General features: G+C 55.4%; 15 protein-coding genes. 1 reads left to right on the forward strand and 14 read right to left on the reverse strand.

Features of this window, described 5'->3' with window-relative positions:
* Position 1: 1 nt before the first annotated feature.
* The 13 genes from rsgA to HRQ63_RS20020 all read right to left on the reverse strand — a co-directional run bounded on the left by rsgA (position 2) and on the right by HRQ63_RS20020 (position 15,025).
* The gene (gene rsgA, locus HRQ63_RS19960) at positions 2–910 is read right to left on the reverse strand and encodes a ribosome small subunit-dependent GTPase A (RefSeq protein WP_172246955.1); all 909 of its coding nucleotides are present in this window, start codon (positions 908–910) and stop codon (positions 2–4) included.
* Between the two features lie 82 nt (positions 911–992).
* Complete coding sequence (pknB, locus tag HRQ63_RS19965; protein WP_172246956.1) at positions 993–3,263, reverse strand: Stk1 family PASTA domain-containing Ser/Thr kinase; 2,271 nt, start codon at positions 3,261–3,263, stop codon at positions 993–995.
* Positions 3,260–4,039 (reverse strand): Stp1/IreP family PP2C-type Ser/Thr phosphatase, encoded by a 780-nt coding sequence (locus tag HRQ63_RS19970; RefSeq protein ID WP_172246957.1) that lies wholly within the window; start codon positions 4,037–4,039, stop codon positions 3,260–3,262. Before HRQ63_RS19970 ends, pknB begins: the two co-directional genes overlap by 4 nt.
* 6 nt (positions 4,040–4,045) lie before the next feature.
* Positions 4,046–5,104, reverse strand: a complete 1,059-nt coding sequence (gene rlmN / locus HRQ63_RS19975; RefSeq protein ID WP_172246958.1) for a dual-specificity RNA methyltransferase RlmN — start codon at positions 5,102–5,104, stop codon at positions 4,046–4,048.
* Positions 5,105–5,301: 197 nt separating this feature from the next.
* The gene (gene rsmB, locus HRQ63_RS19980; protein ID WP_172247266.1) at positions 5,302–6,924 is read right to left on the reverse strand and encodes a 16S rRNA (cytosine(967)-C(5))-methyltransferase RsmB; all 1,623 of its coding nucleotides are present in this window, start codon (positions 6,922–6,924) and stop codon (positions 5,302–5,304) included.
* 272 nt (positions 6,925–7,196) lie between these two features.
* On the reverse strand, positions 7,197–8,138 hold the full coding sequence (fmt, locus tag HRQ63_RS19985; protein WP_172246959.1) for a methionyl-tRNA formyltransferase: 942 nt from the start codon (positions 8,136–8,138) through the stop codon (positions 7,197–7,199).
* Positions 8,139–8,143: 5 nt separating this feature from the next.
* Positions 8,144–8,626 (reverse strand): peptide deformylase, encoded by a 483-nt coding sequence (def, locus tag HRQ63_RS19990; protein ID WP_172246960.1) that lies wholly within the window; start codon positions 8,624–8,626, stop codon positions 8,144–8,146.
* 140 nt (positions 8,627–8,766) lie between these two features.
* Entirely contained in the window at positions 8,767–11,340 is a 2,574-nt protein-coding gene (gene priA / locus HRQ63_RS19995) for a primosomal protein N' (RefSeq protein WP_172246961.1), read from the reverse strand.
* Complete coding sequence (gene coaBC, locus HRQ63_RS20000; RefSeq protein ID WP_172246962.1) at positions 11,337–12,773, reverse strand: bifunctional phosphopantothenoylcysteine decarboxylase/phosphopantothenate--cysteine ligase CoaBC; 1,437 nt, start codon at positions 12,771–12,773, stop codon at positions 11,337–11,339. Before coaBC ends, priA begins: the two co-directional genes overlap by 4 nt.
* Before the next feature lie 118 nt (positions 12,774–12,891).
* The gene (gene rpoZ, locus HRQ63_RS20005) at positions 12,892–13,131 is read right to left on the reverse strand and encodes a DNA-directed RNA polymerase subunit omega (protein WP_172246963.1); all 240 of its coding nucleotides are present in this window, start codon (positions 13,129–13,131) and stop codon (positions 12,892–12,894) included.
* Positions 13,132–13,231: 100 nt separating this feature from the next.
* Positions 13,232–13,804: a guanylate kinase gene (gene gmk, locus HRQ63_RS20010; RefSeq protein ID WP_037289618.1), complete on the reverse strand. Its 573-nt coding sequence runs from the start codon at positions 13,802–13,804 to the stop codon at positions 13,232–13,234.
* Between the two features lie 11 nt (positions 13,805–13,815).
* Positions 13,816–14,076 (reverse strand): extracellular matrix/biofilm regulator RemA, encoded by a 261-nt coding sequence (remA, locus tag HRQ63_RS20015; protein WP_005548256.1) that lies wholly within the window; start codon positions 14,074–14,076, stop codon positions 13,816–13,818.
* Between the two features lie 61 nt (positions 14,077–14,137).
* The gene (locus HRQ63_RS20020; RefSeq protein WP_172246964.1) at positions 14,138–15,025 is read right to left on the reverse strand and encodes a YicC/YloC family endoribonuclease; all 888 of its coding nucleotides are present in this window, start codon (positions 15,023–15,025) and stop codon (positions 14,138–14,140) included.
* 207 nt (positions 15,026–15,232) lie between these two features.
* Between HRQ63_RS20020 and HRQ63_RS20025 the strand changes: the two genes are divergently transcribed.
* Positions 15,233–16,198 carry a ring-cleaving dioxygenase gene (locus HRQ63_RS20025; RefSeq protein ID WP_172246965.1) on the forward strand — a complete coding sequence of 322 codons (966 nt, stop codon included), beginning with the start codon at positions 15,233–15,235 and terminating at the stop codon, positions 16,196–16,198.
* Between the two features lie 469 nt (positions 16,199–16,667).
* Here HRQ63_RS20025 and dapF read toward each other — a convergent pair whose 3' ends face one another.
* Entirely contained in the window at positions 16,668–17,504 is an 837-nt protein-coding gene (gene dapF / locus HRQ63_RS20030) for a diaminopimelate epimerase (protein WP_172247267.1), read from the reverse strand.
* Between the last annotated feature and the right edge of the window lie 154 nt (positions 17,505–17,658).

A 17,658-nucleotide genomic window follows, 5' to 3' on the forward strand; every position in this document is an offset into this window, starting at 1 on the left:
TTCAGTACCTCCGTTTTTTATCTTTCATCTCCTGGTAAAAAGCAGCGTAATGCTTGTAACGACTTTCGGCGACTTCGCCTGCTTCCAGCGCTTCGCGCACCTTGCAGCCCGGTTCGTGCAGATGCGTGCAGCCGCGGAATTTACAGCCTTCCGACAGCTCGGCGAATTCCCGGAAGCAGCTTCCCAGTTCCTCGACGCCCAGCTCCAGAAAATCAAGTTGGCTGAATCCCGGCGTATCCGCGATATAGCCTCCGTTGCCGAGCTCTACCAGTTCGACATGTCTGGTGGTATGTCGGCCTCGGCCCAACCGCAAACTGATTTCGCTGGTGAGCAGGTCGAGCTTCGGGAACATCGCGTTCAGCAGCGAAGACTTGCCGACGCCCGATTGACCGGAAAAGACGCTGATTTCGCCTTGGAGACGCTCGCGCAGCTGATCCGCTCCCACGCCTTGCGGAGAACTGGTCTCCAGCACTTCGTAGCCGATCGACGTATACAACGCCTTCGCGTTTTCGACAGCTTCTCGCGCAGCCGTATCGTCTTCATCGATCAAATCCATTTTGGTCAGACAAATCAGCGCGTCCAGGCCCTCGTGTTCGATATGCACCAAAAATTTGTCAAGGAGGTTGAGACTCAGATCCGGTTCCTTAACCGAAAATACCAGCACGGCCAGATTGACGTTGGCAACCTGCGGGCGAATCAGTTCCGTCGAACGCGGATGGATCTCGGTTACCGTTCCTTCCCCGTTTTCGGTCAGTGCATAGGTCACGCGATCCCCGACTAACGGAGATTTCCCTTTGATTCGAAATACGCCTCTGGCCCTACACTGAACCGAAGCCTCTCCGGGCAATGCTTCGTCGTCCTTCACGTAATAGTAACCGCTTAATGCTTTCACGATCAAACCTTCTGGCATGCTTCACCTTCCTTTGCCTTAAAGCGGAAGCGGGCCGGACTTCCGTCCGGCCTCGCCTCTCCGCTTGATTATTAATTCATCGTTATCTGCCGTTTGCGTTTCCATTGCCTTTTCCGCGACCCGAACCCGAAGCATTCGCGGCCTCTCCGGCAGCAACCGCCTTGCCGGGAGGAACGAATGCCGACGGATCGACTTCTTCTCCTTCGGTCTGTCCGTCGCCTTCCTGATCATCGGCAGGCGGCGTTTCGACCTGCGAACCGTCTCCGGCTTCCGTTCCGTCACCGTTACCCGCGTCGCCTTCCGCGGCTCCCTGATCGCCGCCGTTATCGGCAGGAGGGTCCGCAGGCGCCTGCTCCTCCGGCGGAGGCGTTTCTTCCGGCTGCTGCTCCTCGGGGAACTGCGGTTGAACGAACGAACCGTTCTGAACGTCCGAATAATTGACGGTATACGAAGTGACGAATTGTCCGTCGCGATATACCGATACCGCTCCGTTCCGGTTAGGCGCGAGCACAAGAGATACCGGGAAAATACGACGCGCCGAAATGGTATCTGTCCCCCACTCGATTCGGTCTCCTCGCGCATCGCTGTATTCCAGACGGATTTTGGTTGCGACGCCTTCCTGCGAAGGCTCTACGGGAACTTGCAAAATAAAGCTCGCCGCATCGGCCGGAATGCCGGAACTGACAACGAATTTCACGACTTCGCCCGGTTTCAATTCCGTTCCGGCTTCCGGGCTTTGGCTCATGACGTTCCCCTTTTCGACTGTAAAACTTGCCTCTTCCGTCGACGACGGCGCCAATGCTTGACCGTTGATCAGATCGAGCGCTTGCTGACGCGTCTTGCCCACGATATCCGGTACCGACTTCTCTTCCACGCCCATGCTGACAGTCAACGTCACCGTAGCTTGATCCGGGTCAAAGTCTTCGCCTTGTTCCGGAGATTGCTTGATGACCGTCTCCGGGGCTGCATCGTTGAAGGTTTCTTCGCGCACGATCCGGTCTTCCGTCACGCCGAGCGCCACCAAATCCCGTCGTGCTTCATCGTAATCGGACTCGGTAAGCTTCGGCATGGCCGTTAACGGCTTTTCCGAACCTACCGTTAACAGCAGCGAAGCTCCTTCCTTAACGGTATACCCTTCCAGCTTGCTCTGGCGGAATACGATTCCGGCTTCCGTGGAGGGGTCGTACTCGTACTTCACGCCTTCGACTTCCAAATTGCGCGCGGCCAGCGTGCTCCGGGCTTCTTCCTCCGTCATTCCGATTACGTTCGGAACGGTCGTTTCGGGCACGACGAACTGCGCGCGGATATACAACACGACGACCAAAACGATAGCCAGAAACAGCAGCGTCGAGCCGATGATAATCGCGGGCTTTTTCCAATTCTTTTTCCCTGCCGGCTTCTTCTTGTCCGTTTTGTCGCTGCGATGCATTTCCGAAACGGGAGGCTCATACGACGAAGAACGGATCGCAGGCACGACAAGCGTACGATCCGCATCGTCCACATCGTTGAATTGCACTTTTTGCTCCTCGCGGCGCGAAGGCAGCAGGCAGGTATCGAGATCGCTTTGCATCTCGGCAGCCGAAGCATAACGCTCGGACGGATTTTTCCGCATCGCTCGGACGATGATGTTTTCCACGCTTTGCGGAATGGTCGGATTGAGCTTGCGCGGCTCTTCGTATTCGTCCTGCAAATGCTTCAAAGCTACGCTTATCGGACTTTCGCCCTCGTAAGGAAGCGAGCTGGTAAGCATCTGATACAGCACGATGCCGAGCGAGTACAGGTCCGACTTTTCGCCCGCGGTTACGCCCTTGGCGTGCTCGGGAGAAAAATAGTGAACCGAACCGACGACCGAACCCGTCTGCGTGATCGTCGTCGACGTAACCGCGCGGGCGATCCCGAAGTCCGTCACTTTGACCCGACCATTGCGTCCGATCAAAATATTATGGGGCTTGATATCCCGGTGAATGATCTGATTGTTGTGGGCATGATCGAGCGCGTCGCAAATCTGCGAAGCGATGCGCACCGCTTCCTCGACCGGCAGAGGCGCGCGTTCCTTGATCAACTCGTCCAGATCGCGTCCCTCGATATATTCCATCACGATATACTGAACCTCGCCGTCTTGGCCCACATCGTAAATGCTGACGATGTTGGGATGGGACAGCGATGCGGCCGACTGCGCTTCCCGCCGGAAACGGCGGATAAACTCTTCGTCGTGCATGAACTGCTGGCGCAGCACCTTGACCGCAACGAAACGATTCAGCAGCAGATCGAGCGCCTTATACACCAGCGCCATTCCCCCGCCGCCTACGCGCTCCATGATTTCGTAGCGGCCGCTGAACACCTGACCGATCATTGTACCCACTCCTTCGTCGCCGCATCCTGACCGACGCGTCCGTTTTCGAACAGAGCCACGGTAATGTTATCGTCGCCTCCGGAATTCAGCGCCATGCGAACCAGCTTATGCGCGCGATCGTCGAGCGCCGCACCCGGCTTCAGTACCGTGCGCAGCATCTCGGCTTCCGCTACAAAGTTGCTCAGTCCGTCGCTGCACAAAACAAGGCCTTCGCCCGGCTGCAGCACGATTCTTCTGAGATCGACTTTGACTTCCGCATCCGTGCCGAGCGCTCGCGTCAACACGTTGCGTCTTGGATGCGCGCCTGCTTCTTTTTCGCTAATCTGCCCGCTTTTGAGCAGCTCGTTGACTAAAGTATGATCATCGGTCAAACGCTCGATGCCGGAAGAAGTGACTTTATAGGCTCGGCTATCCCCGATATGGGCAATGATTCCTTGGTCGCCGCTAAGCAGCACGGCCACGACGGTCGTCCCCATATTATGATAGCGAATATCCGATTCTCCTTGGCGATAGACGACTTCATTGGCATGCAGAATCGCATCGCCGAGCGCCGCTTCGCAAGCTTCCGGGGAAAGTCCCGGCTCCAGACCGCTCAGGTCCGCGACCATGGTCTCCACGGTCAGACGGCTTGCCGTGTCTCCGGCCAGATGGCCGCCCATTCCGTCCGCCACGATGCCCAGCGTATAGCCGCCGGGCTTGATCCGTCCCACCCAGGACAAATCTTCGTTGACGTTCCGTACGTTTCCGATATGCGTTGCATGAACGGTATGAATCACCCTAGCTCACCTCGCAGCCTTTTCCTGTCCTTTTTCCATATGCTTCGCGCGCAGCTGACCGCACGCCGCAGCAATATCATGGCCTTGCTCGCGCCGGATCGTCGCGTTGATGCCGTTTTCGATCAGAATGCGTTGGAAATTGAAAATGTCGCTGCGCGACGTGCGGACGTATTTGCGTTCCGGCACATGGTTGACCGGGATCAGGTTGACGTGCGCCATACGGGTCTTCAGCACGTCCGCCAGCTCCTGTGCATGCTCGGCTTGGTCGTTCACTCCGCCGATGAGGGCGTATTCGAACGTCAGGCGACGGCCCGTTTTTTCGAAATAGTAGTCGAGCGAAGCCATCACGTCGTCGAACGGGAAGCGGCGGTTGACCGGCATCAGCTTGGAACGAAGCTTGTCGTTCGGCGCATGGATCGAAATCGCCAGGTTGATCTGCGTGTCTTCGTCCGCGAATTTGTAGATGTTCGGAACGATTCCGCTCGTGGAAACGGTGATATGGCGCTGACCGATATTCAGTCCTTTTTCATGGATCATGATGCGAAGGAACGTCATGGTCGCTTCATAGTTCTCGAACGGTTCGCCGGAGCCCATGATCACGATGCTGCTGACGCGCTCTCCTTTTTCGTCGAGCATCTTCTGAGCCTCGACGACCTGGGCCACGATCTCGCCCGCCGTCAGGTTGCGCTTCAGTCCGCCAAGCGTAGACGCGCAGAACGTGCAGCCGATGCGGCAGCCGACCTGCGTCGTCACGCAAACGCTGTTGCCGTAATTGTGGCTCATGATGACCGTCTCGATCGCGTGCTCGTCGTGCAGGCCGAACAAGAACTTCACCGTGCCGTCCTTGGACTGGAACTTTGTGATTTCGTTGAGCGTCACGAACGCGAAATGATCGTCCATCTTTTGACGCAGCGTTTTCGACAGGTTGGTCATTTCCTCGAAGCTGGATACGCGCTTGACGTACAGCCAGTCGAAAATCTGATCGGCGCGGAACGCCGCTTCGCCGCTGGCTTTGACCCACTCGCGCAGCTCGTCGAGATTATAGTCGTATATGAAAGGTTTCATGTTGTTAATTATCCCCTGTTCGTTGATTTTATTGACTGTGTTGACTTTATCGGTTTCCATCTTATCTATATTAGCACAAAAGCCGTTCATGCTAAAGAGGAACCCCTGCCGAAGCGTATAGGCTTCGGCGACGGTTCCTCCGGCTTGAATAAAAGCACTCGTCATGATATCGGCAATTCGGCCAAAAACCTTAGCTTTTAACCTCTTCGGCGCAGCCTTGCGATATAGAATCCGTCCGATCCGAATTGATTCGGAAGGATTTGAACGCCGGCTCCGCCCGCCTGCGGCAAAGATTCCAATGCAGGCACTTCAAAAGGTTCGGCAACGAATTCCGCGTGATCGCGCAGGAATTCGGCAACCGCCCGCTGGTTCTCCTCGCGCTCGATCGTGCATGTGCTGTATACCAGAATGCCGCCCGGTTTGACCAGACCCGCTACGGCATTGAGCATTTGACGTTGGAGACGGGCGATCGAAGCGGTATCGTCCGGCGTCTTCGCCCAACGAAGATCCGGCTTGCGGCGAATGACGCCGAAGCCGGAGCACGGCGCGTCGAGCAGCACGCGGTCGAACGAAGCCGGCTCGAATTGATCTTTGAGCGCCATCGCGTCTCCGACGCTCGGCTGAATGCACGACAATCCCAGACGCTCGGCCTGCTCTATGATCAATCCCTGCTTATGCTCGTGCAAATCGTTGGCGACGATGCGTCCTTTGTTGCCCATCTTTTCCGCGATATGCGCCGTTTTGCCGCCCGGAGCCGCGCAGCAGTCGAGCACGCTCATCCCCGATTCGGCCGCCAGCGCTTCGGCGACCAGCATCGAACTCTCGTCCTGGATACTGAAACGACCGTCGCGGTACAAATGGTCGTTCGCCATGTTGCCGCCGCTTTCCACGATGATGCCGGACTGCGAAAGTTCGGATGCACGCACGGTGCGTCCTTCATTTTCCAGTTCGCGCAGCAGTTCGTCGCGATCGGCTTTCAAAGCGTTGACGCGAATGCTGACCTTCGGCGGCTGATTGTTTGCTTCGCACACCTCTTCCGCAGTCTCTTCGCCGTATTGGGCAATCCAGCGTTCAACCAACCATTGCGGATGCGAATGCTGCAGGGCAATTCGTTCCGCCGTCGGCAGATCATCCGGAATCGCGAGTTTGTCGCCTTCGCGCAGCACGCTGCGCAATACGCCGTTGATCATGGAGGCGATACCTTGATGTCCGCGCTTCTTGGCAATTTCCACCGCTTCGTTAACGGCCGCATGGGCCGGAATACGATCCAGGTAACGGATTTGATACAGCGACATCCGGGCCAGGCTGCGCACCCATGGATTCAGACGCTTGACTTCGCTTTTGATAAAAAGGTTCAAGAAATAGTCGAGCGTGGCTTGACGCGCAATCGTACCGTATACCAGCTCCGTGACAAGCCCGGCATCCGCCGGACTCAACTCGGCTTGCTGAAGCGAACGGTTCAACAGCAGATTGCTGTACGACGCATTTTCGTCAACGCTCGTCAGTACGTTCAATGCCACTTCGCGAGCAGTCAATTGAACTTTGCGTCTGCGCGGCTGCTCGGCGCCTTTTGCGGCAGGAACAGAAGGTTTCGGCCGTCCCGCGCCGGATAAAGGCTTTTCGCTTCTGCTTGCAGACTTGGCCGCAATGCGCTCGGATGCGCTTGTCGGCTTGGCCCGATTGTCCGATGAAGCGCCAGTGGCGGTGCCGGATACATTCTTATTGCCGGATGGCCGTTGTCGACCTGCGCTTCCTGCCGGTTTCGTCGATGCCGTTGCGCTCGGCTTGGCAGCGGGATTCGAATTCGGCTTTGTCTGCATGTTCGGTTTTGCGGCAGAATCAGCTTTGGGTTTGAACGCAGGCTTGGCCGGACTGCCCGCTTTCGGTTTAGCCGCGCCGGACTTGGCTTCGATCCGCTTGGCCGCTCCGGAAGCGTTGCTTCGGCTGTACGAGCTTTTGCGATCCGGGCCTTTTTTGCGATCATCCGTTTTTTTGCGCTCCGAAGACTTGTTCGGATCGAATCCGCCCGCAGGTTTCGATCCGCCGCCGAACATGCGAATGCCCGAACCTTTTCCGTTTCCGTTATTCTCGCTCATCCCAGCACCGTCCCTGCCTGCATGGCCGTACCCCGGGCAAACTCGGATACGGGCATCGCTTTTTTACCGGCCGGCTGCACTTTCGTCAACCGTACCGCGCCGTCTCCGCAAGCCACCACGATCGCTTTATTGTTTACGTCAAGCACCGTTCCCGGCGCGGCTCCCGCTTCCGGTCCGTTTTCTTCGGGGCGCTCGACTTCCCAAATCTTGAATACTTCATCGGTCCAAAGCGTATATCCGCCCGAAAACGGCGACAGACCGCGCACCTGATTGAAAATTTCCCGGGACGAACGCGTCCAATCGATCATTTCGTCCTGACGGGTCAGGTTCGGCGCGTACGTAGCCAACGACTCGTCCTGCGGCTGTGCGTCAACCCGACCCTCCAAAAGACGCGGAAGCTCGCGTTTAAGCAGCGCGGCTCCGGCTGCGCCCATTTTTTCGAATAATGTACCCGAAGTATCTTCGTCCGTGATCTCGACTTCCTCGACCGCGATCATATCGCCCGTATCCAGCCCCTCGGCCATGTACATCAACGTAATCCCCGTCTTGGTCTCGCCGTTAATGATCGAACGCTGAATCGGCGCCCCTCCCCGATAAGCGGGCAGCAGCGATCCGTGCACATTGACGCAGCCCAGCTCCGGCACTTCGAGCAGAGACTTCGGCAAAATTTGGCCATACGCCGCCGTGACGATCAGGTCGGGATGGAACGAAGCCAATTCCTCGACCGCTTCCTTATTGCGCATCCGTTCCGGTTGAAGCACGGGCAGATGATGCTTCAATGCCGCTTCTTTTACCGGAGAGGGCGTCAAAACTTTCTTGCGTCCTTGAGGACGGTCGGGTTGAGTCACTACAGCTACGATATTGCATTCCGATTCCAACAGTGCCTCCAGGCACGATACCGCAAATTGAGGGGTTCCCATAAATACGATTCTTTTCATTTCGCTCACTCCTTCGCCGCGCTTTCCCGGGCAGGTTCATAGACTTTTTCGGCCACGTCGGTAAACAGGATTCCGTCCAAATGGTCGATCTCATGTTGGAAGGCACGCGCCAACAGCTCACTGCCGGTCACCGTGAACTCTTCGCCGTCCCGGTTCAAGCCTTTCACCGTTACCGTCATGGCACGGCGTACGTCCCCGTTCAACCCGGGAATGCTCAGACATCCTTCGATGCCGAATTGTTCGCCGCTTTTTTCGACGATCTCCGGATTGATCATCGAGATCAAGCCGTTCTCGTCGCCGACGTCGATCACGATAATGCGTTTCAAAATACCGACCTGCGGAGCCGCAAGGCCTACGCCTTCCGCGTCGTACATAGTCTCCGCCATGTCGGCCATCAGTTTTTGCACGTTAGGCGTGATTTTCGTGACTTCTTTTGCTCTTTTATGCAAAACTTCATCCGGTTCTTTTACGATCATGCGAATTCCCATTGCCAAACACCTTCCTTAAAAAAGTAATCAAATAAATCATGCTGCTTTTTGAACGTCACTCTTATTGAATCGACGAGTTGAGCACGTTCGGCTTGCGGTTCGTACCTGCCCTTTCCATAAAAAAGACGCGGAGGACCGCGTCACATCATGACCTGAGGGTCGACGTCGATGCTGATGAGCAGATCCTGCTCTTTCGCCGTGTCTTCCAGTTCATCCGCGATTTCCCGCGCCAGCAGGGCAGCGTCCATTTCTCCACGCCATTTTATCATACATTGAAATCGGTATCTATTCTTGATCCGGGGAATCGGCGACGCGATCGGGCCCAATAAATCAAGCACGTTCGGCGCCAATTTATCCATACGGGCCAGCCAACCGCGCGCACGCGCTTTTTCCTTCACCATAGCCGCATAATTTTCAGCCATGCGCACGACGACCGGAAGCTGCTCATGCGAGAACGTGACCAGAATCAAGCGGCAGTATGGCGGGTAACCCAATTTGCGCCGATGACCCAACTCTTCGCGCACGAACGAATGATAATCATGCTTCGAAGCGTGCTGAATCGAATAATGGTCCGGGTTATACGACTGAATAAACACTTCGCCCGGCAGATGATGTCGTCCCGCGCGTCCCGCGACCTGCGTCAGCAGTTGGAACGTTTTTTCTCCCGCGCGGAAATCCGGCAGGTTGAGCGCCGAATCGGCCGCAATGACCCCGACCAGCGTCACGTCCGGAAAATCCAGGCCTTTGGCGACCATCTGCGTACCGAGCAGCACGTCTGCTTTTTTGTCTCGGAACTGCTGAAGCAGCTTTTCGTGCGACCCTTTTTCGCTCGTCGTATCCACGTCCATCCGTACCACGCGAATACCGGGGAAGAGCTTCGCCAGTTCTTCTTCGACGCGCTGGGTTCCCGTGCCGAAATAACGGATATGCTCGCTGCCGCATTCCGGGCACGTTTCCGGGACGGGTTCCGCATGGCCGCAGTAATGGCAGCGCAGATTGTTGGAACGTTGATGGAACGTCAGCGAGATGTCGCAGTTCGGACATTCGGCGACATAACCGCAGGTCCGGCACATGACGAAGGTCGAGTAACCGCGGCGGTTGAGCAGCAGCACCGTTTGCTCTTTTCGCTCCAAACGCTGTTCGATCGCTTTATGCAAATCGCGGCTGAACATCGAGCGGTTGCCTTCTTTCAATTCTTCGCGCATATCCACGATCTGGACGCCGGGAAGCTCGCTTCCGAGCGCACGCAATGAAATCTCGGCCAGCACAGGCGAGAAATGCGGATCGCTTTGCGAGCGTGCCGCATGATAGGTTTCCAGCGACGGAGTAGCGGAACCGAGAATGACGACCGCGTTATGCTGCTCGGCCCGTTTGACCGCTACGTTGCGCGCATGGTATTTCGGGCTTTCTTCCTGTTTGTACGAAGACTCGTGTTCTTCGTCCATGACGATCAGCCCGATGTCTTTGAACGGAGCAAAAATCGCGGAACGGGCACCGATCGCGACCTGAACCCGACCTTCGCGAATTTTGCGCCATTCGTCGTAACGTTCACCGCCGGACAAACGGCTGTGCATCACCGCGACTTTGGAGCCGAAGCGGCTTTTGAACCGTTCGACCATCTGCGGCGTCAGCGAAATTTCCGGCACGAGCACGATCGCCTGGCGACCTTGGGCAATACACAGCTGAATAGACTGAAGATACACTTCCGTCTTACCGCTACCTGTGATCCCGTGCAGCAGGAAGACGCCTTCGCGCCGCGCGTTCAAGCGAGCCACAACAGCGTCATATACTTGCTGCTGCTCGCCGGTCAGCTTGGGAGGTTCGCTCGGCTTGAAGTTGCGGCCTGCGTAAGGATCGCGGAATACTTCCACGTCCTCCATTTTAACCAAGCCTTTCTCCTCGAGCGATTTCACTGTGCTTGCCGTTACGCCAAGCGTGCTGAGCACGTCTTTCATCGCCATCGGCACGCCGAGCTGCATCAGGAACTCGAACACTTCTTTTTGCTTTTTCGCACGCGCCGGGAAATGCTCCAGTTCTTGCTGAGCCTGCTGCGCATCTACGTTCAAAGCTATGGTTTTAACCGTTTTGCGCCCCATCCGATCGCGAATTTCCTGACTTTCGAACAGAAATCTGCCACGAATCAAAGCTTGCACCGTTTTCTCGCGACCGGGGAAGCTCTGACGAAGTTGTTCGGCTTTGACCTGACCGCGGCCGCGTACGTATTCGAGGATTTCGTTCGCCGAAGGCACATCCGCGTTGGACGGACTGCCGAACAAGGACAACTCATCGGTATCTTCCGGGATATCCGCCAACAGTCTACCGATTTCCTCAGTCTCCTCGACATCGGCATCCGGCTGAGCGGCATGAATAAACCGTTCAGCCTTTCCTTTCAACGCCGAAGGAATCATCGCTTGCAATGCCATCGTCTTGTGACAGGCATATTTGTCCGCGATCCAGCCGCCGAGTTCGACCAAATCTTCCGGCAGAGGAGGAACCAAATCCAATAGTTCGCGAATGTTTTTGATCCGCCCGTGCTTATACTCGCTTTCGTCCGTCAAACCCACCACGAACCCTTGCACCGTCCGGCCGCCGAAAGGTACGCCGACCCGGCTGCCGACAGCAATCCACTCCTGCATTTCAGGCGGAATCCGGTAGTCGAACGGCCGGCTTACCGCCCGCACCGGTACGTCCACGATGACCCGCGCGAAATTCATCGCACCGCTCCCTTTTCCAGACGGCGCGAAGCTTCAAGCAGAATGTCGCGAGCCGTATCGTACTTGGACTGTTTCGGCAGATCGGCAATGCGTCCTTCCGGCCCGAACAGCCGCACGATATTGGTGTCCGATCCGAAACCGGCGCCTGTCTGCGTAACGTCGTTGGCTACCAGCAGATCGCAGTTTTTGCGCTGCAGCTTCTCGGCCGCGTAGGTATCCAGGTCATGCGTCTCGGCAGCAAAACCGATCAGGAATTGATGTTCCTTTTGCGAGCCGAGCGTTTGCAGCACATCCACGGTCTTGACCAGCTCAAGCGCCATCGTATCGCCGACTTTTTTGATCTTGCGCGGCGAGCTGGATTTCGGCCGATAATCGGCAATCGCGGCGGACATGATCAGCATATCCGTTTTCCCCCACTCGTTCAGGCACGCTTCGTACATGTCTTCCGCGGATTCGATCCGCAGCGTCGGAATGCCCGGAGGCAGCGCAACTTGCACCTTGCCCGCGATCAATTTCACGTCGGCTCCCAAATCTTGCGCGGCTTGAGCCAAAGCGATGCCCATTTTGCCTGACGAATCGTTCGTGATATAACGGACCGGGTCGATCCGTTCGATGGTGCCGCCGGCAGTCACGACGATTTTCTTGCCGGATAGCGGCCCTTGCACAGCGTATGTGGCCGTTCCCGCAGAAGTCAGACCGCCGGCAAGTCCGTGTTCCGACGCTCCTCCGGCCGTAGCGAACAACGTTTCGCCGCTCGGATTCGCTTTGTCGACCTCGCTTGTCGCAGATACGAACGGTTCGGGCCCCGGATCGTGAACATCGGTATCCGATCCAATCGCGCGCTCGGTCGGCGCGAGGCTTTCCGACCGCGAACTTCCGCCGACCTCGCGTTCCGCAAAGAAACGACGCACGACTTCCACGATCGTCTCCGGTTCTTCCAGACGCCCTTTGCCGACATAACCACAAGCCAACATTCCGTCGCCCGGTTCGATCATTAGGGCACCGCGATCAACCAGCGTCCGCATATTTTGCACGACGGCAGGATGGCTGTACATATGAACATTCATCGCAGGCGCGATCATCAGCGGAGCCGTCACGGCAAGCAGCGTCGTGGATAACATATCGTCAGCCAAACCGTTTGCCAGCTTGCCGATGATATTTGCCGTTGCCGGAGCAATCAGCACCAGATCGGCCCAATCGGCCAGATCAATATGATTGACGACTTTCGGATTGTGCTCTTCGAACGTATTCGCATGCACCGGATTACGGGTCAGCACTTGAAGCGTCAATGCCGGAATGAACTGCTGCGCGGCCTCCGTCATGACGACTTGTACCTGCGCTCCCGCTTTGACCAACTGACTGCAAAGCGTCGCGGCCTTATAGGCAGCAATTCCTCCGGTTACGCCGAGCAAAATCTTTTTCCCGTTTAACATGTGCGATTCCCCTCCTGAAAAAAAATAACAACCGTGAGGTTGTTAGAGATGGAGCCTTCCGGCTTATTTTGCATGATCTGCCTTGCCTGTGCCGTCAGGCTATTCGTAACAGAAGCTTTTACAGGTTCCGTTTACCTTTTTGTTCTTCGACCACTTCATTCTCGTCGCGAGCTTCTACTTTAATGTAGTCGCCGTAAATTTCTTCGAGCGCTACGCCGACCTGTTTGTGCGCTCTAGGGCGTTGAAGTTCCGATTCGGCACCTTCGCGAAGCTGTCTCGCGCGTCTGCTGGCGGCTACGACCAAAGAATATTTACTATCTACTTTGGTCATGATTTTGTCGATGGAAGGATACAACATGTTTATCGTCCTCTCTGTATGTCCCCTGCTTCAGTCGCGTACGCGTCATGGACAAGGGAAAAGCCCGGTTCTCCGGCAATCTGTTTGTTGAAAAATGTACTTACTTGGCAATACGACAGTGCTCGGCAACAATGATCGATTCGATCCGCATGCAAGCCTTATCGACTTCATCGTTAACCACAGCATAATCGTAATGACGCATCAAGGCAATCTCTTCCTCGGCTACCGACATGCGGTTGTGAATCACCGATTCCGTCTCCGTGCCGCGTCCCACGATTCGATCCTTCAATTCTTTGAGCGAAGGCGGCGTCAGGAAAATAAACACTCCGTCAGGGAAGGTCTCCTTCACCTTGAGCGCACCCTGCACTTCAATTTCCAGAATGATATCGTTACCTGCTTCGATCGTTTGCTCAACGAAGTCACGCGGCGTGCCGTAGAAATTCTCGACATACTGCGCATACTCCAGCAATTGATCATTCGCGATCATATCACGAAATTCTTCCTGGCTTTTGAAAAAATAATTGACGCCATGCTGCTCTCCTTCGCGAGGCGAACGAGTCGTCGCGGATACCGAATAGACAAGCCCTGGCAATCTTTTGCGCAGCGCGCTGCATACCGTTCCCTTTCCGACTCCTGACGGTCCGGACAATACAATCAATAACCCTTTAGACATAGTTCTCCCCATTATTCGTCGTTATCGTCGTCTTTGGTGGACAGTCGATGAGCCACCGTCTCCGGCTGTACCGCGGACAAAATGACGTGATCGCTGTCGGTAATAATGACGGCGCGCGTTCTGCGCCCGTAAGTGGCATCGATCAGCATATGCCTATCTCGTGCCTCCTGAATAATCCGCTTAATCGGCGCGGATTCCGGGCTTACGATGGAAATGATTCGGTTGGCCGATACAATGTTCCCGAAGCCGATATTGATAAGCTTGATTGCCATGTCCAGGTTTTCCCCCTATTAGTTGTTACTCTTTCTGTAATTCGGGCCAGGCACCCGGCCGTTATTCGAGATTGGCTGCCTGTTCTCGCATCTTCTCAAGCTCAGCCTTCATCTCGACGACATGGCTTCCGAGCGCCAAATGATTCGCCTTCGAGCCAATCGTATTGACCTCTCTATTCATTTCCTGAATCAAAAAGTCCAGCTTGCGACCTTTTGCTTCGCTATTGCCCAGCAACTCCGAGCATTGGTCAAAGTGACTTCGCAGTCTCGCCAATTCTTCATCAATGCTGCAACGGTCCGCAAAAAGCGCGACTTCCATGCCTAAGCGGAACTCGTCCACCACGAAGCTCCCGTCTTGCAATTCGGATAGTCTCTGCCTCAGCTTCGTCCGATAATCATCGACGACAGTCGGAGCCAATCGAGCCAACTCTTGATGCGCTGCGGTCAGATTTCTCAATCTAAGACGGCAATCCGCCGTTAGATGATTGCCCTCGGAGCCTCGCATCGAAACAAGTTCGGCCAAAGCCTGCCCCAGACCTTCCTGAAGCACGGCTTCCCAGTCCAGCTCCTCTTGCTCGGCAACCGGAGCTTCCGTAGGAAGCATAACATCCGGAAGCGCGAGCAATTCGGCAGCGCTTAGACGACTATCCATACCATAAATCCGTTCCAACTCGCGCGCCGCCCGAATATAAGAATCGGCTGCCGCGCGGTTAAGCATCATCGTACTTCCCGATGCTTCGCTCTCTCTGGTGATGTACACGTCAATCCGTCCGCGCCTGACATGCTGCTGTACAAGCCGCCGGAGACCTTCCTCGAAACTGTTCCATTCCCGGGGCATCCGAAGCACGACTTCGCAGTAGCGATGATTGACGGACTTGACTTCAAATTGAATTTTGTATCCGCCCCGATTCATGGCGAATTGACCATAACCGGTCATACTGAAAGACATCGTCATCACATCCGTTACCCTATTTTAATGGATTATGCACATCGAAACAAGAGGGCTGGCGCGTGTTTGCGAATTCATGTTCCGGGGTTGCTTATCTTTAATCAAAGATATATACTGAAATTAATAAAGTCACTTAATTTACCTCACCTGAATAGTCATTCTATTCCTCACACCCATTCCTTCAATTGTTACAAGGAGATGATCGTTATGCAATTACTCGGACAACACCACGTATCGCTCATGACCGGAAAAGCCGAACAAAACTATGACTTCTTCACCCGGATTCTCGGCATGCGTTTGGTCAAAAAATCGGTAAATCAGGACAATACGACTTCCTACCATCTTTTCTACGGAGATGCGGTCGCAAGTCCCGGAACCGAGGTTACTTACTTTGATTACCCGGGAATCGGGCCTTCCTACCCGGGCGTATCCAGTATTTCTTCTACTTCGCTAAGAGTACCGACTACAGCCTCATTGCGCTTTTGGCAAGAACGTCTGGACTCGCTCGGAATCAAGCACGGCGAGATCATCCAACGCGCCGGACGCAACACGCTGGCTTTCGAGGATTTCGAAGGCACGCAGTTGATTTTGGCGGCCGACGAAGGCGAAGCCGGCGTGGCGCCTGGCGAGCCATGGACTGCCGAAGGCATTCCGCTGGAGCATGCCATCGTCGGTCTCGGCCCTGTCACGTTGACCGTGGCCGATGCGAAGCCGACCGCTCTTGTATTGACCCAGCTCATGGGTTTCCGCAAAGTAGGAACTTATCCGTCTCCGGCAGGCGATTTTGCCGAAATCGAAGTATTCGCGACGGGCGAAGGCGGCTCCGGCGCGGAAGTTCATTTGGAAGCCCGCCCCGATCTGCCGAAGTTCCGCTTGGGACGCGGCGGCGCGCATCACGTGGCATTCCGTATTCCGAACGAGGAAGAGTACGCCAAATGGATCGATCGCATCGCGGCAAGCGGTTTGCAAAACTCGGGGCGCGTAGACCGCGATTATTTCAGAGCATTGTATTTCCGCGAGCCGAACGGCATACTGTTCGAATTATCGACGGATACGCCGGGATTCGATATCGACGAACCGATTGAATCGCTGGGCGAGAAATTGGGCCTGCCTTCATTCCTGGAGCACCGCCGGGCCGACATCGAATCCAAACTCCGCCCCCTCAAATGGTGAGGGCGGCAAGCTGTTTTCATTAGGGGACGGCTTTGCTGCGCCGGGAAAATCCTATTCGGGGGTAAAGCTGGGGCGCTGCGGGGGAAATTCGTTCAAGATGCTGTCTCGCTTATAAAGTCTCCGACTTTATAAGCTCAAAGGCATCTTTCACTGAATTTCCCCCTCCGCTACGCTTTGACTGAATAGAATTTTCTCGACGCAGAGCCGTTTCCATGAGAACGGCTTTTTTTTATTTAGTTAAAAATAAAAAAAAGCCGCAGCTTTGCGGCGGCTTTAAGGTGTCGGGAAAAGCATAACGTGGCTGGAAGCGAGAAGACGGAGAGAGAAATTCAGGTCAATACGCCTTTGAACTTGGAAACCTACAACTAAAATTTCAATCCAGTTTTCCAAGTGAGACAGCGTCTTTACCGAATTTCTCTCGCAGTCGTCTCGCTTCCCCCCGCCAAAGCAGCTTTCCCGACAGCTTGATTTAAGCGGTCAAAGTGCCGGTGTAGACGAAGGCTGCGGGGCCGGTCATGTAGACGTGGTTGTCGGATTCGTTCCATTCGATGAACAGGTCGCCGCCTTTGAGGGATACGGTGGCTTCGCGGTCGCTGTGGCCGTTGAGAACGGAAGAGACCAGCGTTGCGCATGCGCCTGTTCCGCACGCCAGGGTAGGGCCCGCGCCGCGTTCCCATACGCGCATGTCGATCTGTTCGCGGCTGTTGACGGTCGCGAATTCGACGTTTACTTTTTTCGGGAAGAGAGGATGCTTCTCAAGAACGGGTCCCCATTTCGCAAGGTCGAAGTTTACGGCGTCGTCCACATAGATCACGCAGTGCGGATTGCCCATGGAGACTGCGGTGAACCGGAACGATTCGCCCAGAGCTTCGATCGGCTGATCGACCACCTGTTCGCCATCTACGTCAACCGGGATTTTGGCGCCTTCGAGAATCGGAGCTCCCATATCGACGCGTACTGTTCGGGCAACGCCGTTTTCCGCTTGAATCGTCAGAGGCTGTACGCCTGCTCCGATCGTCTCGATCGTGAGCTCTTCGCCCTCTGCCAATTTGTGATCGTACACATATTTGGCCACGCAGCGAATCGCATTGCCGCATTGCTCGGCTTCCGAACCGTCGGAGTTCATGATGCGCATCATGAAGTTCGCTTTTTCGGACGGCAAAATGTAAACAAGCCCGTCCGCGCCGACGCCGAAGAAACGGTCGCAGACTTTCACCGCAAGTTCTGCCGCATTAGCGGGAAGCTCTTTTTCTCCGTATACGATCACAAAGTCGTTACCGAGTCCGTGCATTTTCGTGAATTCCATCATGTTGATTCCACTCCTTATCGTTTTCGAAACAGGCATACGGGTCAATTCGCAAGATCCGAAAAGTTGACGAACGTCCCGGTTTCGCTCAATATATAGATCATGCCGCGTCCATTTGCGGAATCCGACCGTATATGGACTTCTCCGCGAAAGC

The organism is Saccharibacillus endophyticus (genome assembly GCF_013185185.1).
In the GTDB taxonomy this organism is placed as follows: Bacteria; Bacillota; Bacilli; order Paenibacillales; family Paenibacillaceae; genus Saccharibacillus; species Saccharibacillus endophyticus.